Source organism: Chryseobacterium sp. R2A-55 (assembly GCF_021401085.1).
Taxonomy (GTDB): domain Bacteria; phylum Bacteroidota; class Bacteroidia; order Flavobacteriales; family Weeksellaceae; genus Kaistella.
Map to the genome: position 1 here is coordinate 12,425 of NZ_JACBFP010000005.1, position 22,075 is coordinate 34,499.

The following is a 22,075-nucleotide window of genomic DNA, read 5'->3' on the forward strand; positions in this document are numbered from 1 at the left end:
TATTTTAAAACCCAATTTTCTTTGCTTCAGTTTTTTCCGTCCATTTCTCACTTCGGCACATTCCATCTACTGAATCAAAAGTCGGTTTCTCACCATTTATGATCTCATTCATCAAAGATTTTCTCGCAATATTTTCCATTTCTCCGCCTGTAAACTCAAAACTTTCGGCAAGCTTCAAACATTCATTTTTAGATAAAAACGGCAGCTTACTTTTCCAAATTTTTGCGGAATTGTCCATGTTTGGTTTTTCCAGTCTCACTTTAAACAGGAATCTTCTTTCGAAAGCAGAATCCATGTTTTCAACCAAATTTGTTGTGGCGAAAAGGATTCCGTCAAACATCTCCAATTCTTCAAGTAAAATATTCTGAATTGCATTTTCAGTGTCAGCAACTCTTGAGCTTCCTGCAGATTTTCTTTTTCCAATCACCGCATCCGCTTCGTTGAATAAGAGAATCGGACACTTCTTTTCGGTTTTTTTAAATTCCTCGTAATTGGTGAAAATTCTTTTTACCAACTTCTGACTTTCGCCAAACCACATGCTTTTCGTCTCTGAAATATCGACTTTGAAAATATTTCTTCCACTTTCTTTTGCAATTTGATAAACGCTTTCGGTTTTTCCAGTTCCCGGATCTCCGTGGAGAAGTACTGTAATTCCCAATGGCATTGCTTTTTCTTTTAGTACGGACTGAAGTTCTTTGAATTTATTTTCTTCCACAGCATTCTTAATAATTTGAATTTGCGGAATTTCGCTGTCATTATAAAAAAGGTCTTTTTTCTGAATATTCTTTTGCAGGAGAAGTCTGTTGTTTTCATCATCAAAATATTCAAGTTCCACTTTTTCATGCTCTTTCAGAAATTCTATCACGTGTTTGGACAGCTTTGCTTCGGTTTGATTTCTGAATTTTTCTTTGGAGAACTCAACCAGATTTAAAGTTGTTAATTTCGTGTGTCCATCCAGTAGAAATTTAAACAGTCGAATTGATTCTGACCTGCGTTTGTCAAAATCTTCCACGGTTCTGTGAACAGATGTGTTGAAGTTATTATCTCCTCTGCGAATGGCATCCCACAAGGTGTCAAGAAAAAAATAAGTCTCAAAATCATTCAGTTTCCAATTCTTGATTTGCTTAACCATGGGCAAATTTTCGTTATCATTCAGCAACTCGCCGGTGCGATGTATAAATTCGTGTTTGGCAATCTTGTCGTCATCGAAGCGATCACTGAGCGCGTCAAATTCCTCCAGGATATCGGTTAATAAAACTGAATCTTTTTTTTCTTCAGCAATTTTGATATTCCCGGAAATCGCACTGATCACGGAATTTTCAATCTTAAAATCCATCCGATTTTCATCGAAACGTCGCTCCTTTTTCAAGAGTTTTCTTTCGAACAACACATTGACATCTTTCCTGTAGCGAATAATCGAATATTCCGCCATTCCAAAATGTCTGAACACCCGAATAACTTGAGCATCGTCGTAACCCAAAATAAAACAATTGGCAAATATCAAACTTTGCAATTCGGTCAGTCCCAAATAATTTGAAAGATTTTCCAGATCTGTTTTCAGTAACTCGAAAAGTGGGTCACGCAAATGCGAATCTTCAGAGTGTTTGTAGATTCTTTCGATACAATCCAAAACATTGAAATTTACTTTTGTTTCCATAATGTTGAAATTTTATGGTACAAAGATGAGTTTTCAAATAGCCGAAATAGGTCCGTTTGCCTGGGAGTTTTTTATTTAAGATTTCTTTCGCAAGCCGAGAAATTCTTCCAGTCTTAGTTAGTTGGCTGAAAGTTGTATTTTTTCAACTAAACTTCCTGTCCGGTTTTTGGGGGGAGCTATAGTGGTGGCAAAGGTTTTAAGAAAGCAATACCCACCATTCACTACTTCATCAGGGAAGAAATAATTACCTCGCGCCAAAGAGCATTTTGGATTTGGTATTCCCATATTTGTGCGAAATTTCTTGGGTTTTTCACCCATTTTTTTAGTTGCATTTCAAAAAAATAGGCGTAACTTTACCACAGTTAATCATCTGGAATTGTTGTTAAGTGATGGATTCTGATGATTTTGAACAACGATGATCCCTCTATGTAGGGGGGAGTTTTATTCCGGTTCCGGAGATCAGATTTCCCGGGATTTTTCCAGAGGTCTTTCGATTATGACTTTCGGATGAAACTTCGTGTTTTGTTGATTTTTTCACAATGCTTCTTGCCATGAATTATATATGGGTTTGATATGAGGTATCCATGAATGGGCTATGAAGCATCTACGGGTGAGGAATTGGTAAAAATATCTTTGGTTGTTTAAGAATTTGGCAATTGTTTAAGTGGAGCGCTAAGAAGTCCATTCCCCAAAACCTCCGGCTTCGGCGCGCCATTCCTCCACCATGGCATTGCTTGACCATGTTTTCGGCTATTTTTTCTTCAAACCCGCAATCTCGCTCTTCAATTCCAAAAACAGTTCCCGAAGGTTTTTCTGTTCAAACTCGTCGGGCTCATATTCTTTGGTGCTGATGCTGCAGGCAAACTCCCATATTTCCCTGATTTCGGTTAAAGGAATTTTCAGGGGTTCATAGAAGCTGTTGTCGGATTTGACGCAGATGAAATTTCCCTCGTGAAACTGAAACCTCTTGTAAACAATTCCATCATTGATGGTGATGAAGATATAGGTTTTATCGGTTTTCAGATCGGCAATATTTTCCACATATTCGCCCACGATGAAGGTTCCGTCTTTGTAAGGCGGCATGGAATCGCCACCTGCCGGAAATGCGCGAAACTTTCCGTTGCGCAAAAATGGCAGCGAAACCGTCTGCAGGCTTTCTATATATTCGGGGTCATTGTAGCCGTTCAAATAGCCCATTGATGCTTTTTCGGGGATGATTTCAATTTTGTTTTCGCCTTTGGAATCCACCACCACCGGAAGCAGGATTCTGTTTTCAGCAATTTGGAGCATATCGTCAACGGGGTATTTTCTGATATCCACGCTCACCAACAGATCGATGCTGAGGTTAAAATATTTTGAAATCCGCATGAGCAACTCAATGGGTGGTTCCGAGGTTCCGTCTTCGTATTTCACGTACCGGCTTCTGGTAATAATTAAGTCGTCCGCAAGCTTTTGTTGGGATAAATTTCTTCTGGTTCTTAAAACCCTGATGTTATCTGAAAAAACTGACATTGTTATAAATTGGGACAACAAATTTAGGTAAATTGTTACAAATCTGCAATAGCTTTGCAGCAAGAAAATAGAGCGACTTCGTCGGGATTCCCCGTTTCTCGGAATGACAACGAAATTTCAATGCTGATTGATGAAGAATCACAGAATTGGTCATTCACCATTCACTTTTAAAAGAAAATGGACAGCGAAGCGATGCACCCGAAGAAATTAACCCTGCAGCGATTAAATCATTCTGTTGGACCAGTTGCGACCGGTCCCTATAAACCCCTCATGAAACGCGCCATCGCACATATGGATCTGGACACCTTTTTCGTTTCCTGCGAAAGGGTGAAACATTCTGAGCTCATCGGGAAACCCATCATTATTGGTGGTGGGGACCGCGGTGTGGTGGCATCGTGTTCTTATGAGGCGCGGTTTTTCGGGGTGCGTTCCGCAATGCCGATGAAGATGGCATTAAGGCTTTGTCCCGATGCTAAAGTGATCCGCGGCGATATGGAGCTGTATTCCAAAATGTCTCAGGAAGTTACCGAAATCATCAGTGAAAAAGTTCCGGTTGTGGAGAAAGCGAGTGTGGATGAATTCTACCTGGACCTTTCCGGAATGGACCGGTTTTTCGGGTGTTATCAGTGGGCGACGGAAATTGCCGAATCGGTGACGAAGAATACGGGACTGCCGATTTCCTTCGCATTGTCCACCAACAAGACTGTTTCCAAAATCGGAACCGGCGAGTCCAAACCTGTGGGAAGACTTGAAATCCGCGAAAATTTGGTGAAACCGTTTCTCAATCCGCTTTCGATAAGGAAAATTCCGATGGTGGGAAATGTGACCTTTCAGCTGCTTTCCAGAATTGGAATCCGCAAAATCCAGACTTTATCTGAAATGCCGGTGGATCTTCTGCAGCAGCTCATCGGGAAAAGCGGAACCGAACTCTGGAAAAAAGCCAATGGGATTGATGAAACTCCCGTGGTGCAATATTCTGAAAGAAAATCGATCTCCACCGAGACCACGTTTTCGCAGGACAGCATCGATGTGGGCCACATGAAAAGTATTTTATCTAAAATGGTGGAGGAACTCTGCTTTCAGCTTCGGAAGGAGCAGTGGCTGACTTCTGTGGTGACGGTGAAAATCCGCTATGCGAATTTCGATACCGAAACCAAACAGGTGAAAATTCCCTACACTGCGGTAGATCACACGATTTCACGATACGTTCTGGAACTTTTCAAAAAGCTCTATACCCGAAGAATGCGGCTTCGGCTCATCGGGATCCGTTTTTCGGGCCTCGTCCACGGAAACCACCAGATGAACCTTTTCGAGGACACCGAGGAACTCATCAATCTTTACCAGGCGATGGACAGGATGAAGGTGCGGTTTGGGAAAAATGCGGTGGGAAGAGCGAGTGGGTTTTGATTCCGGCAGCTATCGGAGGAGTGGTGGAGCGGAGGGGGGAGTGGGAGTGTTGGAGTGGTTTGTAGGGACCGGTCGCGACCTGTTCAATAGATTGATTTTAAATGGTTTAACCGCTGAAATGTCAGTTTCTCTCAGTAAATCGCTTCGCTGTGCATTTTCAACAGAAGGGACTTTCCTCTGCTGTCTGTCGGCAGGCGGGATTGGAGGGCCGGTTTCGATGCCGGTAGAAGACGGGGTGGTGAAAACCTAAACTTTAAACCGTTAAACAGCCTTAAACCATAAAAAACAACTTTAAACAATTAAAACTTTTGCAGCCACCTGTATCCATTGCACCCTTTAAAATACACAAAATGAACTTCTCACACTCTTTTCACAGTCTCCGCTACGGAACCATCTCCATTGATGATTTGGTGCTGCAAGCTGCGGATTTAGGGCTGAATGTTTTGGCTTTGACCGACATCAACACGGTTACCGGAATTTACGATTTCTACAAGCTCTGCAAAATCCATCAAATAAAACCGGTGGTCGGCGTGGACATCCGGGTGGAAAATGAGCCGTACTATATTGCTTTGGCCAAAAATCCTGAGGGAATTGCGGAAATCAACCGTTTGCTTACGAGGTTTAACTGCGAGGATATTCCGCTTCCGAAACAGCATCCGGATTTTGAAAATGTTTTCGTGATTTATCCTTTGGGTAATGCTCCGGAAGTTTTGGCAGAAAACGAATTCCTCGGAATCCGGCCGGAAGAAACGACGGTCTTAATCCAAAAAAAATGGAAACTGCTTCTGCATAAAATGGTGGTTTTTCAGCCCGTCACTTTTAGGACCAAAAAAGAATACAATCTGCACCGGATTTTGCGGGCGATCGATAACAACACGCTGATTTCAAAACTGGAAGAAAAAGACGTCTGCCAAAAATCTGAGGTGATGAAGCCGGTTTTTGAACTTTTAAAGCCGTTTAAAAATTATCCGCAAATCATTGAAAATACCGAGAGAATCATTGCCGGTTGCCATTTCGAGTTCGATTTTTCTACCCCGAAAAACAAAAAGCATTTCACCGGAACGAAGGAAGAGGACGAAGAACTGCTGCGCCAACTTGCGTATGAAGGCTTAAAGAAAAGGTATCCCGACGAAAACGAAGCGGCCAGAAAACGGGTGGAAAAAGAACTGAAGGTTATCTATGAACTGGATTTCTGCGGCTATTTTCTCATTACCTGGGATATTGTGCAATACAGCAACAGCCGTGGTTTCATGCATGTGGGAAGGGGAAGCGGCGCTAATTCCATCGTGAGTTACTGTTTGGGAATCACGGATATTTGTCCGCTGGAGCTCGATCTTTATTTCGAGCGGTTTTTAAACTTAAACCGAAAATCACCACCGGATTTCGACATCGACTGGAGTTGGCAGAACCGTGACGATATTTTGCGCTATATCTTCGATCAATACGGAAAAGACCACGTGGCGTTTTGCGGAACGAATGTGGAATTCAAGTACCGCTCGATTTTCCGGGAAGTGGGGAAAGCGTTTGGTCTTCCGAAAGAGGAACTGGACGATCTGGCGAAGAATCCGATGGCAGTTCACGATGATAATTCGGTGGTGAAACTCGTGCAGAAATACGGAATGTTGCTTGAAAAATTCCCTAACCAGCGCAGCATGCACTCCTGCGGAATCCTGATTTCCGAGGAACCCCTTACTAATTACACCGCTCTGGAAATGCCGCCGAAAGGTTTCCCGATCATCCAGTTTGATATGAATGTGGCGGAAGATATCGGCTTTGAGAAATTCGACATCCTCTCTCAGCGCGGTTTGGGAACGATCAACGACACGGTAAAGCTCGTGGAGAAAAACCGGGGAATCACCGTTGATATCCGGGATACGTCGATTTCTAAGGACGAAGAAAACTGCAACCGGTATTTGGCAAAAGGAAAAACACTGGGCTGTTTCTACATTGAAAGTCCGGCGATGCGGGGTTTGCTCCGCCGTTTGAAGTGTGACAATTACAGGACTTTGGTGGCGGCTTCGTCGATTATCCGTCCCGGAGTGGCGCAAAGCGGAATGATGCGCGAATATATTTTCCGGCACAACCATCCGGACCAATTCGAGTATTTCCACCAAGTCTTTGAGGAGCAACTCGGTGAAACTTATGGCATCATGGTCTATCAGGAAGATGTAATAAAGATCGCGCTGCATTACGGCGGTGTTTCTGCCGATGACGGGGATATTTTGCGAAGGGCGATGAGCGGGAAAAGCCGTTCCATCCGGAAACTTCAGGAGGTGAAGGATCATTTTTTCGAATCCTGTGCGAAGCAGGGTCACCCGGAAAAGCTCTCAGCGGAAGTGTACCGGCAGATCGAGAGTTTTGCGGGATATTCTTTCTGCAAAGCCCATTCTGCGAGTTATGCTGTGGAAAGTTACCAGAGTCTGTACCTGAAAGTGTATTATCCGGTTGAGTTTATGGTTTCGGCCATTAACAACGGTGGCGGATTTTACCGCACAGAAGTTTATGTCCACGAATGCAGGATGGGTGGGGGAACGATCCATAATCCGTGTGTGAACCGAAGTCTGTTTGAAACCACCGTTTATGAGGATGATGTGTTTTTGGGTTTGATGCACCTCGAAAAACTGGAAAGCCGTCTTGCGCAGTTTATTCCCGAGGAAAGGGAAAAAAACGGCGACTTCACTTCGCTGGAAGATTTTGTCAGGCGGGTTCCGATTGGGGTTGAAATGTTGCAGACGCTGATTTTCGTGGGTGCATTCCGTTTTACGGGAAAACAGAAAAACGAGTTGCTGATCGAGGCGAGAATGTTGCTGATCCATTTTAAGCCGGAATACCGGAATCCTTCGTTTTTTGAGGAACCGCCGAAAAAATATGCGCTTCCGCAACTTAAGAGAAGCCCTTTCGAAGACGCTTTCGACGAGATTGAAATTCTGGGATTTCCGGTGAGCTGCAGTCCGTTTGATTTGCTGCAGACCCCATACCGGGGATCAGTGATGGCGAAAGATTTAACGAAATACCATAAAAAGCAGGTAAAAATGTTGGCGTATCTGATTTCGCGAAAGCATGTGCCGACCAAAAAGGGCACCATGTATTTCGGGACCTGGATTGATGCGGAAGGCGAGTATTTCGACACGGCTCATTTCCCGGACAATCTGAAGCAGTATCCGTTTCAGGGGGGCGGCTGTTATTTGCTTTTGGGAACGGTGGAGGTTGATTTTCATTTTCCGACCCTCACCATTGTGAAAATGGCTAAAATACCATTCATTCCGGATCCGCGTTATTCTGAAGACCGGGAGAAAAAGTTTGAGATCCATCGTAAGATCAACGAGGATGTGAGCATGACGTGGCGGAAACCTTATCCGCAGGAGCATGAGATTGGTTTGCCCAGGAGGAGGATGGAGTGAAAAAAAGGCGAGTTGCCCCGCCTTAAATGTTTTCACAACGGAATAATCCTTATTGTGAATTGCTTTCAAAAAGTAAATATAGGATTAATTCTTTATATAAATCTCAGATATAGTGTTAAATTTAGTTAAAACCAAAATTTATTTTATAACCTTTAATATTATATCATACATTTGTTAGGTTAAATAAAATCGCCTAAGCGATTTTATTGGGGGAGTGGTGTAATAGGTAGCACACGTGACTTATTCCCTCGCGGTGCGGGTTCAATTCCCGTCTCCTCCACTACAAAGATAATCTTTTTTTATAACTAACCAAAGATATATGACTTAAAGGTTAGTTGTGAATTGCTTTCTTTTTAATGAAACAGAGAGGTAGTAATATCTCTCTGTTAAAATTATTAACAAATTACGGCTTTCCGTAATCTTATTTCTTATAATTAATTTAATTTTAATTCAAAATTTATTATGAAAACAATACTCGGTTTAGACCTTGGAACAAATTCGATTGGCTGGGCATTAATCAAACAAAATTTTGAAACGAAACAAGGCAGAATTCTTGGAATCGGAAGTAGGATAATTCCCATGACACAGGATGTGATGGATAATTTTGGCTCAGGAACTCCGTCCAAAACACAAACTTCTGCAAGAACGGATTATCGAAGTGTGCGAAGATTACGAGAAAGAAATCTTCTGAGAAGAGAGCGTTTGCATAGACTATTAAATATTTTAGATTTTCTTCCCGATCATTACTCAAATAAAATTGATTTCGAAAATAGATTAGGCAAATTCCTACCTGGAACCGAACCTAAATTAGTTTATGATGATAATCATCAATTTATTTTTAAAAATTCTTTCGAAGAGATGCTCAAAGAATTTCAGAGAGAGCATCCAGAATTGCTTTCTAGCAGCAAGAAAATTCCTTATGACTGGACCATTTATTATTTAAGAAAAAAAGCACTTTCGCAAAAAATTCAAAAAGAAGAACTCGCATGGATTATTCTTAATTTTAATCAGAAGCGCGGCTATTACCAACTCCGCGGTGAAGAGGAAGAAGAAAATCCAAATAAACTTGTTGAGTTTTTCTCCTTAGAAATTGTTGATGTAATTGCTGATGAACAAAGAAAGGGTACTGATAAGATATGGTATAGTATTATTTTAGAAAATGGGTGGATTTACAGAAGAGAAAGTAAATACCCATTATTCGACTGGAAAAACAAAGTGCGTGACTTTATTGTAACTACTGATTTGAATGAAGATGGTAGTATAAAAACTGACAAAGAAGGCAAAGAGAAAAGAAGTTTCCGGGCACCAAATGAAGATGATTGGACATTGTTGAAGAAAAAAACAGAAAACGAAATTGATAATTCTCAAAAAACAGTTGGGGAATATATTTATGATGCATTATTGGATAATCCTTCACAGAAAATTAAAGGTAAATTGGTAAGAACCATAGAGCGAAAATTCTATAAAGAAGAAATTACAAAGATTTTAAAAAAGCAAACCGAGTTTCATGCTGAACTGAAAGAAAGGAATCTTTTAAATTCCTGTGTCGACGAACTGTACCCAAGGAATGAAGAACGGCAAAAGTTGCTGAAAACTAAAGATTTCGTTTACCTATTCATAGAGGATATTCTTTTTTATCAAAGACCACTCAAAAGTCAAAAACATAATATTGGCGATTGTAAATTAGAATACAGGGAATACGCGAAAAATGGGGTGAAAATAAAAGATCATTTAAAAACAATTTCCCGTTCTCACCCACTATTTCAGGAGTTCAGGATATGGCAGTGGATCCAGAATTTGAAAATTTATGATAAACTTTCTGATGAGGAGGTTACCTTTAACTTTTTATCATCTATAGATGATTATGACCAACTTTTTGATTTCTTGTGGAACAGAAAAGAAGTAGATCATAAAGCACTTTTAGAATATTTGATAAAAAGGAAATATGAAGATTTAAAGCCGAAGCAAATTTCTACAAAAGCCAAAGAGTACCGGTGGAATTATGTTTACGACAGCGAGAAGGATGAATCTAAATTTTATCCAATGGGTGAAACGAATGCGATGATTAAGAACCGTTTGGAGAAAATTGAGCAATTGCCCGGTGAATTTTTGACTTCGGAAATTTTGGAAAAACTGTGGCACATCATCTATTCGGTAACTGATAAAATTGAATATGAAAAAGCACTCAACACGTTTGCAAAAAAAAATGATATTGATGCCGAACAATTTGTAGAGAACTTCAAAAAATTCCCACCCTTCAAAAGTGATTATTCTTCGTATTCTTTAAAAGCAATCAAAAAACTTCTGCCTCTGATGAGAATGGGAAAATATTGGAAAGAAGAAAATATTGATGCCGAAACCCAAAGAAGGTTGACATCTATAAAAGAGCGTATTGAAAGTATTAATTACGAAGAAAAGAAACTGCAAGAAATTTCGGACGATGACATTTTGAAGCCAGTTTTAAAAAGTTTTATGAAATTTAAAAATCGTTCATTCAACCAGGGATTGAACACTTATCAGGCAAGTTATGCGGTTTATAATAAACACTCCGAAGGTGATGCAACGAAATGGAATTCGGTTGAAGATTTAGAAAAATATTTGGATGAATTTAAACAACATTCTTTGCGGAATCCAATTGTTGAACAGCTGGTCACCGAAACACTGCGTGTAGTACGTGATATTTGGAAGGATTATGGTAATGGTGACAAAGATTTCTTTAATGAAATTCATATTGAACTGGGAAGGGATTTGAGAAATTCTGCAGATGAACGCAAGAGAATTTCGGCAAATCATACCAAGAATGAAAATACCAATTTAAGAATCAAACTTTTGCTCACGGAATTGTTGAATGAAGGCGTAGAAAATGTTCGCCCGTTTTCACCGATGCAACAGGAAATTCTGAAGATTTATGAAGAAGGCGCTTTAAGTTCTGAAACTGAAATTCCCGATGAAATTCTGAAAATATCTGTTACCGCACAACCTACGACTTCGCAGCTCCAACGATATAAACTGTGGCTGGAACAGAAATATAAATCGCCATATACAGGGCAAATGATTCCTTTAAGTAAACTCTTCACAACAGAATATGAAATTGAACATATCATTCCGCAAAGTAGATTTTTTGACGATGGTTTTTCAAACAAAGTTATCTGTGAAAGTGCTGTAAATAAGCGGAAAGATAATCAGTTGGGTTTAGAGTTTATCAAGAATTGTGGTGGTGAAATAGTAGAATTAGATTTTGGTAAAAAAGTGCCGATTCTTAATGAAAATGATTATCGGGATTTCATCGACCTCCATTATTCAAAAAACAGAGCAAAGAAAGCCAAATTACTTTTGGAAGAAGTTCCTGAAAAAATGATTGAAAGGCAATTAAATGATACCCGCTATATCAGCAAATTGGTGATGCAACTGTTATCCAATATTGTAAGAAGTGAAGATGGAAAAGATGATGGTGTAAATTCCAAAAATGTATTACCGGTAACTGGAAAAATAACCTCTGAACTAAAAAATGACTGGGGTTTAAATGATATTTGGAATGATTTGATTTTACCGCGGTTTATCAGGTTAAACGAAATGACGAACTCAAATGATTTTACAACTTATAACGAAAAGTATCAGAAAGTTTTGCCAACAGTACCACTGCATTTGGAAAAAGGTTTTCAGAAAAAAAGAATAGATCACCGCCACCATTCTCTGGATGCTTTGGTTATTGCCTGCACCACCAGAAATCATATCAATTATCTCAATAATCAAAGTGCTCTAGACGATAGTTACAAAAAGAAATTTTATACGCAAGAAGAGTACAGGGAAAAATTTCAGAAAGCAAGGGAAGACTTAAGGAGGGATTTATGTGATAAAAATTTCAATTCTGATAATCCTAAAAATTATAAATGGACATTCAAGAAACCTTGGCAAAATTTCACCAAAGATGCAAAAGACAGGTTAGAAACAACAATTATCAGTTTCAAGCAAAACCAAAGAATTATCAACAAGACTGTAAATTATTATCAAAAGTATAATGATGAAGGTAAAAAGGTCTTTGTAAAGCAAACAAAGGGTGATAATTGGGCTATACGAAAATCGTTACACAAAGAAACCGTATCTGCAAAAGTTGATTTACCAAGAATTAAAGTTCCAAGAGGCAAAATTCTTACAGCAACACGGAAATTGATAGATATATCATTTACTTTAAAAACAATTGAGAGTATAACCGATACCGGCATTCAGAAGATTCTCAAAAATTATTTAGAATATAAAGAATACAATTCTGAGTTAGCATTCTCACCGGAAGGTATTGAAGAAATGAACCAAAATATTGAGAAATATAATGATGGAGTAGCACATAAACCAATTTTCAAAGTAAGAATTTTTGAAACAGGCAGTAAATTTCCCTTGGGTGAAACGGGGAATAAGACCGAAAAATATGTAGAAGCCGCAAAAGGAACGAACTTATTTTTTGGAATTTATATAGATGAGGAGGGCAAAAGAGTTTTCGATACGATTGCTTTTAACATTGTTGTGGAACGCTTAAAACAAGGATTGAGTGCAGTTCCTGAAACAAACGAGAAAGGCAATGATCTTCTATATTCATTATCACCACAAGACTTGGTGTATGTTCCAACTGAAGAGGAAAGAGTTAATACTGCATTAGTGAACTTTGAAGATTTGACTAAAGAGCAAATTAGCAGGATTTACAAAATGGTGAGTTCTTCGGGAACTCAATGCTTTTTTGTGAAATCAGAAGTGGCAAGCTCTATTGCTAATAAGTTTGAATTTACTTCTTTAAATAAGATGGAAAATACTATTGATGGTAAGCAAGTGAAATCCATATGTTGGAAATTAGAAACTACTCGTCTAGGAAGAATCATTAAAGTTATAAGGTAATGCTCTTCCGTTCCATCTACATCGGCAATCCCGCCTATCTGAAACTGAAAGACAACCAAATGTATATTTTGGAGCCGGAGACCAATGAAGTGAAGGGAAAGGTTCCGGTAGAAGATTTGGGCTTACTGATGCTCGATCATTTTCAAATAACGATTTCGCATCAGCTGATCCAAAAAATGATGGGGAATAATGTGGTGGTCATCAGTTGCGATGCTTTCCATCTTCCACACGGAATCATGCTTCCCATGTTTGGACACACTGAGCATTCGCAGCGTTTGAAGGACCAGCTGGAAGCAAGTGAACCTTTGAAGAAGCAGCTTTGGAAACAGACGGTGGAGTGTAAGATTGAAAATCAGAAAGAAGTACTGATCCGGCTCGGAAATTATTATGAACCGATGAACGAATATCTGCGAAATGTGAAAAGCGGCGACAGTACCAATATGGAGGGAATCGCAGCGCAACATTACTGGAAGTACCTGATTTCATTGGATTTCCTGCGTGAACGTTTTGGGGAATCGCCCAACCAGTTTTTCAATTTCGGATATTCAGTTTTGCGGAGCATTGTCGCCAGATCTTTGGTGGAGACTGGATTGCTTCCTGTTTTGGGGATTTTCCACAAGAATAAATACAATCCCTATTGTTTGGCGGATGACCTCATGGAACCCTACCGTCCATTTGTTGATTTTATGGTGATGGAATGGCTGAAAGTTTATCCGGAATCTGAAGAATTGACCAGGGAATTTAAGGCCTATGTTTTACAGATTGCCACAAAGGATCTGAAAATAGATGGATTGACAAGACCCTTGATGGTGGCGGTGAAAGCCACGGCCAGTTCACTTTATAAATGTTATACCGGCGAAAAGAGACTGCTCTCTTATCCCGAATTTATATAATATCAGTGTCGTTCAACATCTATCAATTATAAACGATGGATTCCGAAAGATTTAATGCTTACCGGATTATGTGGGTCATGGTTTTATACGATTTGCCGACGGAAACGAAAGCGATGCAGCGTGCTGCCAATTTGTTCCGGAAAAGACTGGAGGACGATGGATTTGCGCTCTTCCAGTTTTCAATTTATACACGCCATTGTCCCAGCCGGGAAAATGCGGATGTGCATATCAAGCGGGTGAAAGGCTGGCTCCCAAAATATGGCAAGGTGGCCATCATGAAAATCACCGACAAACAATTTGGCGAGATAGAGCTTTTTTATGCAAGAAGCAAAGAAGATCCTCCACCTTTGTACCAACAGCTTGAACTTTTTTGATGAACATTGGTGAAATACATTCCGAATTCATTGCTTAATTTAAGATTAGAATCCAGAAAAAGCATACATGGCAAATAATGCGCAAAGAAAAAATGGTTAAAATTTATTCCTGAAAAACCTCTTAAAACCTCCATTTTCAGGAGGTTTTTTAGATTGAGGTTGTGTCGTGTCACGAAGTTAATAAATTTTGAAAGCAATTCACAACTTAAATCACTATACATCCTGCTCTGTTTGTTGTTGTGTCGTGTCACGAAGTTAATAAATTTTGAAAGCAATTCACAACAGCAAAAGCATCCCCTGAAATGTCACACAGGTTGTGTCGTGTCACGAAGTTAATAAATTTTGAAAGCAATTCACAACTGGCAGGGGGAGTGCAGGGATCTAGCCTAGCGTTGTGTCGTGTCACGAAGTTAATAAATTTTGAAAGCAATTCACAACAGAGGACAGCTATGTGATCCTCTATCATTTGTTGTGTCGTGTCACGAAGTTAATAAATTTTGAAAGCAATTCACAACCACTCTCTCTAGCCTGAGTGGGTAGAGATTGTTGTGTCGTGTCACGAAGTTAATAAATTTTGAAAGCAATTCACAACTATGACAAAAAAGACAAAAAAGTCTATTTTGTTGTGTCGTGTCACGAAGTTAATAAATTTTGAAAGCAATTCACAACAGCTATGCACAGCTTTGACATATTGCAGGAGTTGTGTCGTGTCACGAAGTTAATAAATTTTGAAAGCAATTCACAACAGATTGATTGTTGTTTCCATTTTAGTTCGAGTTGTGTCGTGTCACGAAGTTAATAAATTTTGAAAGCAATTCACAACTGTCTGCCGTATGTCCACGAAACTTGTCCGGTTGTGTCGTGTCACGAAGTTAATAAATTTTGAAAGCAATTCACAACTTATCCTTACACACCAAATGGAGCAAATTCGTTGTGTCGTGTCACGAAGTTAATAAATTTTGAAAGCAATTCACAACAAGTTTTTGTTCTGAAATCGACCCGTCAAAGTTGTGTCGTGTCACGAAGTTAATAAATTTTGAAAGCAATTCACAACCAAGGGACGGTCGTAACCATTCAAATTTGGGTTGTGTCGTGTCACGAAGTTAATAAATTTTGAAAGCAATTCACAACTTTACTTTAACCCCACAAATTTGCGTTTGTGTTGTGTCGTGTCACGAAGTTAATAAATTTTGAAAGCAATTCACAACTTATTGCTGAAGGTGCAGAACTGCCTAATTGTTGTGTCGTGTCACGAAGTTAATAAATTTTGAAAGCAATTCACAACACTGTCAATTGATTCCAAGTCTAAATTTAAGTTGTGTCGTGTCACGAAGTTAATAAATTTTGAAAGCAATTCACAACTAGATCGAGGAAGGAAACTTGGAATATTCTGTTGTGTCGTGTCACGAAGTTAATAAATTTTGAAAGCAATTCACAACAAGATCGCCTGTGCTGTCCGATGACATGCAGTTGTGTCGTGTCACGAAGTTAATAAATTTTGAAAGCAATTCACAACTGCGGCACACACAGAAGCTGAAAAAAGAGAGTTGTGTCGTGTCACGAAGTTAATAAATTTTGAAAGCAATTCACAACAGCAGTTAGAATTTAATATCAAATCAAATTGTTGTGTCGTGTCACGAAGTTAATAAATTTTGAAAGCAATTCACAACTCCTCCTTTCTGCTTTGTCAATTCATCTTCGTTGTGTCGTGTCACGAAGTTAATAAATTTTGAAAGCAATTCACAACTATTGATTCAATAAACAACAGTTAACAGAAGTTGTGTCGTGTCACGAAGTTAATAAATTTTGAAAGCAATTCACAACCCTGCTAAAATCGGGCGGTTACTGGTTGTGGTTGTGTCGTGTCACGAAGTTAATAAATTTTGAAAGCAATTCACAACTTCAATTTGCTTCAGATGAAAATCCTTCGAGTTGTGTCGTGTCACGAAGTTAATAAATTTTGAAAGCAATTCACAACGGAAGCTTGGGAGGTAACATCTCCCTGGATGTTGTGTCGTGTCACGAAGTTAATAAATTTTGAAAGCAATTCACAACGCCGACGGATTAGAAATAGACAAAACTAAGGTTGTGTCGTGTCACGAAGTTAATAAATTTTGAAAGCAATTCACAACCATAAAATGCAGGTTTATGCGCCGAACAAGGTTGTGTCGTGTCACGAAGTTAATAAATTTTGAAAGCAATTCACAACTGAATTGAAAAAATCAAAAAATCAAGTTTCGTTGTGTCGTGTCACGAAGTTAATAAATTTTGAAAGCAATTCACAACGAAGCAGATTACGAGGAGTTGAAAGCTAAAGTTGTGTCGTGTCACGAAGTTAATAAATTTTGAAAGCAATTCACAACCTGAAAGCAATTCGTTAATCATGATCATCAGTTGTGTCGTGTCACGAAGTTAATAAATTTTGAAAGCTAGTGCAAAATCAGTCTTCGGTCTTCCTCCATTTGGGTTATACTCATTTTTGAGTAAAACTTGATAATCAACATTTTCCGAGAATCCATATTCAAACATTCGTTGAATCCAGTCATTAAATCCATTGTTTGCATTTTGGTGAGAAGCATTTCTCTATAAATCTGACCGTTATCTGCCCTATAGTCCATGGCCGAAATCTCGTCCATGCCTAATTTCTCGTAGTTACCTCTCTTTGATTTTATAATGTCGGAAATTCCGATATTTAAAATTTTGGAAGCTGTGGCGATAAATCTTTGTACAGGTTCGCTTTGGCTCCTTTTCCCTGTTTCGATTTTATAATGTGGGATTTTCCCACATTTAGAATTCCTTCCACAGTTTCAATGTAACTAACCAACGGAAATTTCCGTCCGTTAACTTTTTCTCACGCAGCCTCCATGTTTCTCACTGGTCTTTTTCCAAAAGGCTAATCTGCCCTTAAATCCAGAAGGAATTAGGATGGCTACTTGGTGATTATATCCGCAAATCCCCTGATAAAAATGGGTGCCTACTTTCTGACTATATCAACAAATTCCCGCTTTTAAATTCGATACAACTTTCCGAGTATATCCGCAAATCCCTGTAATATTTCGACAGTCAAAAATTATTAATTAAATTCACACCGGAAGTGGCTTTAAGCCTTCCGTATCTTGGTTAAACCTCCATTGTCCCGAAGCAGTGGAGGTTTTTTGTAGTGAAATTTTACTTGAATTGTTTTTGTAAAATTATAGCATCATTTTCACTTAAATTATCATAATCCGCACGGGATATGCCTAATGCTTTTAAATTTCGGTTAATGTAGTCCTCCGTTCTTTGCAGTGATTTTTTGTGATAATCCAGAAGTACAGAATATTGCTGCATTACAATTTTACTTAACAGTAGTGCTTCAACTATTTTGTAATGTGCACTGAAATCCTCTTTATTAACAAAGCCGTATTTCAATGAATTACCTTTTTTACCTTCAGATTCATAGTTAAATGCACTGTAATATTTTTCAGCTAAGGGCTTGATGAGAGTTTTTTGTATGGCCGGATTACTAAAATTATCCAAACTCAAAACATCTTTAACGATCGGTGATATTGCTTCCAGAGCCTCCGTCAGGAAATTCAATTGAGTGTCGATTATTTGAAGTTTATCAACTTCTGTAGCAAGTGAATCTACTTTTAGTCGGCGTTCCTCTAATATTTTCTCAACGCTAGTCTCCGTAATTTGGGCGGATAAAACAATACTACTTAGGAAAAGTAATATTGAAAATAGTTTTCTCATTGTGTAATTTTTTATAAAGATAAACCCTTTTACTTAAATTTTAAAATGATTATTTTCATTTCAAAGAACGAATGGTGAAAATCGTAAATATCGCCAAATTTGTTGAGAGCCATCGATTTCACGATTTTGTGAAAGAGTCCATTCTGATGGCTTACTCATAGAATTATGAAATACCTCAAAGTTAGAGGGTAAAGAAAGTTCACATTTAGGATGTTGAAGAAACTTAATTCCTTAAAATTTAATATATTTGTATTAGCCGGAACGAGTATTGGTAAATTTTCAATCAACAACAACCGTATTTGCCTAGCAATACAAAACCAATACACGAAGGCTAAAAACAAAAACGCAACACCTTATTTATAAGCGTGTTGCATTTTACTTTTGTGCCCGAAACAGGACTCGAACCTGCAAGCCGTGAAGCACCCGCACCTGAAACGAGCGTGTCTACCAATTTCACCATTCGGGCTTGATTGCGGCAAAGTTAACAATTTTGAAAAATAATATGGATATTTTTCAAAAAAAAAATAGTCGGTATCTGGCCGGAAAATTTGGCTCTTCCCGGGTATCGGCCAAAAAAAAACACCCCGCAATGGAGGTGTTTTAATTTCAGAAATGAAATGCCCATTATTTTGTAGCGTTGCTTTTCACGTGAACCAGTTCCACATCGAAAACGAGCCAAGCGTTTGGCGGAATGACTCCACCTGCACCTCTGGAACCATAGCCAAGTTCTGAAGGGATCAATAAGGTAGCTGTTTCCCCTTCCTTTAAAAGCATGATGCCTTCGTCCCAGCCTTTGATGACCTGACCAACGCCGATTGGGATTTCGATCGGCTGATTTCTTTTGAAGGAAGAATCGAACTCGGTTCCATCAACCAATCTTCCTGCATAATGAACCGAAACTTTTTCTCCCGGATTTGGTTTCACACCATCAGTGGTTTTGGTGATTTTGTAGTACAATCCGGATGGGGTGCTCTGCATTCCTTCTTTCATCTGATCCACGAATTTTTGCTGGTTGGCGGCAAATTCGTCTTCCTTTCTTTTTTGTTCCGCTTCTATTTTTTCCAGAATCACCCTGTTGTTTTCCTGAATTTTTGCTTTTCCTTCGTTAAAGGTTTTTGCCGCATCATAATTTTTATAGGCGTCCCCTTTACTGAACACGGAAACTTTTTCTAAAACCACGTCTGTTTTGGGTTTGTCCTGCGGTCCTTTTTCCACGTTGGCGATTTCGTCAATCACGTTTTGTCCTTTGACCACTTCTCCGAAAATGGTGTGCTTTCCGTCCAGCCAGGGAGTTGCCACTTCAGTGATGAAGAATTGCGAACCGTTTGTGTTGGGACCGGAGTTGGCCATGGAAAGGATTCCTTTTCCCGTGTGTTGCAGGTCGTTTCTTTCGTCGTCAAATTTATAACCCGGATCACCCATTCCGGTTCCCTGTGGATCACCTCCCTGGATCATGAAATCTTTGATCACGCGGTGGAAAATAGTTCCGTCATAATAGGGAACTCCCTTTGCTTTTGCGGTGTTGTCTATTTTTCCCTCTGCCAAACCGATGAAATTAGCCACGGTGACCGGAGCTTTCCGGTCTTCAAATTTCACGATCATACTTCCTTTTGAAGTTTGGAAGTTGGCATAAAGTCCGTCTTTCAGGCCTTCGTAAGTTTCTTTGTCTACGTTCATTTTTTTATAAATTGGTGTACAATTGGTTAAAGTGATTGCCGCTAAAGCAATTAAAAAACTCTTCTTTATCATATATTTCTATCTTATAGTACTTTTACTTTAATGATTAAGGGGATGTCGTTTGCGATTTTGTCATTGTCGCCATAAGTTCCATACGCCAGTACGGACGGGACCAGAATGGTGGCCTGTTGATTTTTTTCCAGATACCTCAAAACATCTTCAACCGCTTTCAATTCTTCAAATTTCCCGAACTGCACGTTAAGTTTTTTTTTCGGCAGGTCATAAAGTTTCACCTGGTCAAAATCATAGATGTAATATTCGTAGGAAATGCTTTCACCATCTGATTTTTTTGTTCTGGAGCCCAGATTTTCAATATTGACCCAGTAATTCATGCCCATTGGATAGAATTTTTCGTTCTGTCCCCTGATCCAGTCCTGGATCTGCAGTCTTTCAGTTTGGTTTAAATTCTTCGACCTGTTTTTCGAGGTGTTCAAATCCGTCTCACTCAAGAAACCTCCAACAGGTGGATGCGGAGGATTTGGCTGTGTACAGCCCAAAAAAGCGAGAACCGAAAATGCAATTAATTTTTTCATAAAAAACTTCTGCGAAAATACACAATTCAGATTACATCAGAAAACGAAAAATCCGGCAAAACAGTTTACCGGATTTTGCATTGAATGTAAGTTCTTAAACGGTTTCCATCACATTTTTTTCCACCAAAACCCTCCATCCAAAAGGATCTTCTGCCTTGTTGGTTTGAATATCGACCAAGTCTTTCTGCAAAGTCAGTGCGAAACTTTCTTCATCTGAAAGTTTCGGCAATTCCAGTTTTTCGCCATTGTATCCAATTGCCTGGAAAAGACTGGTTACCACTGCTGTTCCCACTCCCCATACTTCTTTTAGTGTTCCGTTTCTCTGGGCCTCAATCACGGATTTCACTGCAATGGGTTCTACCTTTACCTCGATTCCTCTTCTCTTGGCCAATTGAAGGAAGCTGTCTCTGGTAACGCCGTCCAGGATTTTTTCTGAAGTTGGCGGCGTGTAAATCGTATCATTGATTCTCACGAAAACGTTCATGGTTCCACTTTCTTCGAAATATTCGTGGGTGGAATCGTCTGTCCAGATGATTTGCTCATAACCTTCTTCGTTTGCCAATTGGGTAGGATAGAAGGAAGCGGCATAATTTCCGGCAGCTTTTGCAAAACCTACACCGCCATTTGCAGATCTGGAGTAATGATCAGAGATTTTCACAGAGACCGGTGCAGTATAGTAACTTTTCGCGGGCGTTGCCACGATTGCGAACAGGTATTTGTTGGAGATTCTAGCCTTCAAAGCTTCTTCGGTGGCGAAAATCAGCGGACGAATGTATAAGGACATTCCTTCCCCTTCAGGAATCCATGCTCTGTCCAGGTCCACCAAAGCTTTCAGCCCGTCCAAGAACATTTCTTCGGTCACTTCAGGCATTGCGAGTCTGGTTGCAGATTTATTGATTCTGGAGAAGTTCTTTTCAGGTCTGAATAAAAAAACCTGTCCGTCTTTATCTTTATAGGCCTTCATGCCTTCGAAACAAGCCTGCCCATAATTAACCCCCATCATTGCAGGAGTGAACGGCAGCGGTCCGTAGGGAACAATTTTTACTTCACCCCATTTTCCGTTTTCGTACTCGCAGATCACCATGTGGTCGGTAAAGGTATTTCCGAAAGAGAAGTTATTGGGATCAAAGCTTGAAATTCTCGGATTTGTAGATTTTTGAATTATCATTTCTAAAATTTTTGTTGGTATTCTACAAATTTAATATAATTTTTTAAATATAAAAATTTTAAGCTAAATTTGAAAAAATTTGTCATGAAAAGAGAAGTTAAAGTAACCTCGGATGGTAGTAAAACGTTATATATCAATGATTTGAATGAAAATTATCATTCTCATCATGGTGCAATGCAGGAAGCGCAACATGTATTTATAAAAAATGGATTAAAATTAAAATATGATTCCGAAATTAATATTTTAGAACTTGGTTTTGGAACAGGTCTTAATGTTTTGGTGACAATTGATGAGTTTTTGAAAAATGACAAAAATCATGTTGTTCAATATTTCACGATCGAAAAATATCCCGTAAATGAATCGGAAGTTAAGGAATTGGGATATGATTCATTTTTTGATGAACCGAAGATGAACGAATATTATCAGAAACTCCACCAGTGTGCATGGAATGTGAAGCATGAAATCTTGCCGAACTTCTTTTTCACCAAATACCAATGTGATTTTTTTGAGCTGAAGAACCTGGATCTGCCGCCAATTGACCTTGTTTACTATGATTGTTTCGGTGCACGGGTTCAGCCGGATCTGTGGGAAAAGCCGCTTTTTGAAATGGTGGCAGACAAAATGGAACAGGGCGGACTTTTGACCACTTATGCGTCGAAAGGAAGCGTTCGCAGGATTTTGCAGGAACTTGATTTTAAAGTGGAGAAAAAGGACGGACCGCCTGGAAAAAGAGAAATGATCAATGCGGTTCTGATGCGGTGATGTGTTGGTGTGATG

At 39.3% G+C, this 22,075-nt stretch carries 14 protein-coding genes, 2 tRNA genes, 1 pseudogene and 1 CRISPR repeat array; of the genes and pseudogenes, 8 read left to right on the forward strand and 9 right to left on the reverse strand.

Annotation, left to right across the window (positions count from 1 at the left end; all coding sequences use genetic code 11):
- Positions 1 to 4: 4 nt before the first annotated feature.
- From L0951_RS07185 to L0951_RS07195, 3 genes are all read right to left on the reverse strand, one after another.
- The gene (locus L0951_RS07185; RefSeq protein ID WP_234110554.1) at positions 5 to 1,657 is read right to left on the reverse strand and encodes an ATP-binding protein; all 1,653 of its coding nucleotides are present in this window, start codon (positions 1,655 to 1,657) and stop codon (positions 5 to 7) included.
- Between the two features lie 117 nt (positions 1,658 to 1,774).
- Positions 1,775 to 1,975, reverse strand: coding sequence for a hypothetical protein (locus L0951_RS07190; protein WP_234110555.1), 201 nt, complete (start codon positions 1,973 to 1,975; stop codon positions 1,775 to 1,777).
- A 432-nt stretch (positions 1,976 to 2,407) separates the two neighbouring features.
- Positions 2,408 to 3,169 (reverse strand): XRE family transcriptional regulator, encoded by a 762-nt coding sequence (locus tag L0951_RS07195; protein WP_234110556.1) that lies wholly within the window; start codon positions 3,167 to 3,169, stop codon positions 2,408 to 2,410.
- Between the two features lie 270 nt (positions 3,170 to 3,439).
- Between L0951_RS07195 and dinB the strand changes: the two genes are divergently transcribed.
- The 7 genes from dinB (at position 3,440) to cas2 (ending at position 14,128) form a co-directional block, all read left to right on the forward strand.
- Positions 3,440 to 4,576, forward strand: a complete 1,137-nt coding sequence (dinB, locus tag L0951_RS07200) for a DNA polymerase IV (RefSeq protein ID WP_234110694.1) — start codon at positions 3,440 to 3,442, stop codon at positions 4,574 to 4,576.
- Positions 4,548 to 4,826, forward strand: coding sequence for a hypothetical protein (locus L0951_RS07205; protein WP_234110557.1), 279 nt, complete (start codon positions 4,548 to 4,550; stop codon positions 4,824 to 4,826). The genes dinB and L0951_RS07205 overlap by 29 nt, the downstream gene beginning before the upstream one ends.
- A 100-nt stretch (positions 4,827 to 4,926) precedes the next feature.
- Entirely contained in the window at positions 4,927 to 7,977 is a 3,051-nt protein-coding gene (locus tag L0951_RS07210) for a DNA polymerase III subunit alpha (protein WP_234110558.1), read from the forward strand.
- A gap of 208 nt (positions 7,978 to 8,185) precedes the next feature.
- Positions 8,186 to 8,257, forward strand: a tRNA-Ile gene (locus L0951_RS07215).
- A 182-nt stretch (positions 8,258 to 8,439) separates the two neighbouring features.
- Positions 8,440 to 12,861 (forward strand): type II CRISPR RNA-guided endonuclease Cas9, encoded by a 4,422-nt coding sequence (gene cas9, locus L0951_RS07220; protein ID WP_234110559.1) that lies wholly within the window; start codon positions 8,440 to 8,442, stop codon positions 12,859 to 12,861.
- The gene (cas1, locus tag L0951_RS07225) at positions 12,861 to 13,754 is read left to right on the forward strand and encodes a type II CRISPR-associated endonuclease Cas1 (protein WP_234110560.1); all 894 of its coding nucleotides are present in this window, start codon (positions 12,861 to 12,863) and stop codon (positions 13,752 to 13,754) included. Before cas9 ends, cas1 begins: the two co-directional genes overlap by 1 nt.
- A gap of 35 nt (positions 13,755 to 13,789) precedes the next feature.
- Positions 13,790 to 14,128, forward strand: coding sequence for a CRISPR-associated endonuclease Cas2 (gene cas2, locus L0951_RS07230; RefSeq protein WP_234110561.1), 339 nt, complete (start codon positions 13,790 to 13,792; stop codon positions 14,126 to 14,128).
- A gap of 158 nt (positions 14,129 to 14,286) precedes the next feature.
- A CRISPR array of direct repeats spans positions 14,287 to 16,568; the repeat unit is 47 nt; unit sequence GTTGTGTCGTGTCACGAAGTTAATAAATTTTGAAAGCAATTCACAAC.
- 44 nt (positions 16,569 to 16,612) lie between these two features.
- Here cas2 and L0951_RS07235 read toward each other — a convergent pair.
- The 6 genes and pseudogenes from L0951_RS07235 to L0951_RS07260 form a co-directional block, all read right to left on the reverse strand.
- A pseudogene (locus L0951_RS07235) lies at positions 16,613 to 16,657 on the reverse strand (hypothetical protein); the annotation flags it as partial.
- Between the two features lie 639 nt (positions 16,658 to 17,296).
- Positions 17,297 to 17,860, reverse strand: coding sequence for a hypothetical protein (locus L0951_RS07240; protein WP_234110562.1), 564 nt, complete (start codon positions 17,858 to 17,860; stop codon positions 17,297 to 17,299).
- A 384-nt stretch (positions 17,861 to 18,244) separates the two neighbouring features.
- A tRNA-Leu gene (locus tag L0951_RS07245) sits at positions 18,245 to 18,326 on the reverse strand.
- A 158-nt stretch (positions 18,327 to 18,484) separates the two neighbouring features.
- The gene (locus L0951_RS07250; protein WP_234110563.1) at positions 18,485 to 19,537 is read right to left on the reverse strand and encodes a peptidylprolyl isomerase; all 1,053 of its coding nucleotides are present in this window, start codon (positions 19,535 to 19,537) and stop codon (positions 18,485 to 18,487) included.
- An 83-nt stretch (positions 19,538 to 19,620) separates the two neighbouring features.
- Complete coding sequence (locus tag L0951_RS07255; protein ID WP_234110564.1) at positions 19,621 to 20,130, reverse strand: FKBP-type peptidyl-prolyl cis-trans isomerase; 510 nt, start codon at positions 20,128 to 20,130, stop codon at positions 19,621 to 19,623.
- 94 nt (positions 20,131 to 20,224) lie between these two features.
- Positions 20,225 to 21,298 carry a branched-chain amino acid aminotransferase gene (locus L0951_RS07260; protein ID WP_234110565.1) on the reverse strand — a complete coding sequence of 358 codons (1,074 nt, stop codon included), beginning with the start codon at positions 21,296 to 21,298 and terminating at the stop codon, positions 20,225 to 20,227.
- An 84-nt stretch (positions 21,299 to 21,382) separates the two neighbouring features.
- Between L0951_RS07260 and mnmD the strand changes: the two genes are divergently transcribed.
- A complete protein-coding gene (gene mnmD, locus L0951_RS07265; RefSeq protein WP_234110566.1) occupies positions 21,383 to 22,060 on the forward strand; it encodes a tRNA (5-methylaminomethyl-2-thiouridine)(34)-methyltransferase MnmD in 678 nt (225 codons plus the stop codon).
- The last annotated feature ends 15 nt before the right edge of the window (positions 22,061 to 22,075 follow it).

Bases quoted from the DNA above. Each gene is read 5' to 3' on its own strand.
- L0951_RS07185 (WP_234110554.1), bottom strand. From the start codon at position 1,657: ATGGAAACAAAAGTAAATTTCAATGTTTTGGATTGTATCGAAAGAATC.
- L0951_RS07190 (WP_234110555.1), bottom strand. From the start codon at position 1,975: ATGGGTGAAAAACCCAAGAAATTTCGCACAAATATGGGAATACCAAAT.
- L0951_RS07195 (WP_234110556.1), bottom strand. From the start codon at position 3,169: ATGTCAGTTTTTTCAGATAACATCAGGGTTTTAAGAACCAGAAGAAAT.
- dinB (WP_234110694.1), top strand. From the start codon at position 3,440: ATGAAACGCGCCATCGCACATATGGATCTGGACACCTTTTTCGTTTCC.
- L0951_RS07205 (WP_234110557.1), top strand. From the start codon at position 4,548: ATGCGGTGGGAAGAGCGAGTGGGTTTTGATTCCGGCAGCTATCGGAGG.
- L0951_RS07210 (WP_234110558.1), top strand. From the start codon at position 4,927: ATGAACTTCTCACACTCTTTTCACAGTCTCCGCTACGGAACCATCTCC.
- cas9 (WP_234110559.1), top strand. From the start codon at position 8,440: ATGAAAACAATACTCGGTTTAGACCTTGGAACAAATTCGATTGGCTGG.
- cas1 (WP_234110560.1), top strand. From the start codon at position 12,861: ATGCTCTTCCGTTCCATCTACATCGGCAATCCCGCCTATCTGAAACTG.
- cas2 (WP_234110561.1), top strand. From the start codon at position 13,790: ATGGATTCCGAAAGATTTAATGCTTACCGGATTATGTGGGTCATGGTT.
- L0951_RS07240 (WP_234110562.1), bottom strand. From the start codon at position 17,860: ATGAGAAAACTATTTTCAATATTACTTTTCCTAAGTAGTATTGTTTTA.
- L0951_RS07250 (WP_234110563.1), bottom strand. From the start codon at position 19,537: ATGAACGTAGACAAAGAAACTTACGAAGGCCTGAAAGACGGACTTTAT.
- L0951_RS07255 (WP_234110564.1), bottom strand. From the start codon at position 20,130: ATGAAAAAATTAATTGCATTTTCGGTTCTCGCTTTTTTGGGCTGTACA.
- L0951_RS07260 (WP_234110565.1), bottom strand. From the start codon at position 21,298: ATGATAATTCAAAAATCTACAAATCCGAGAATTTCAAGCTTTGATCCC.
- mnmD (WP_234110566.1), top strand. From the start codon at position 21,383: ATGAAAAGAGAAGTTAAAGTAACCTCGGATGGTAGTAAAACGTTATAT.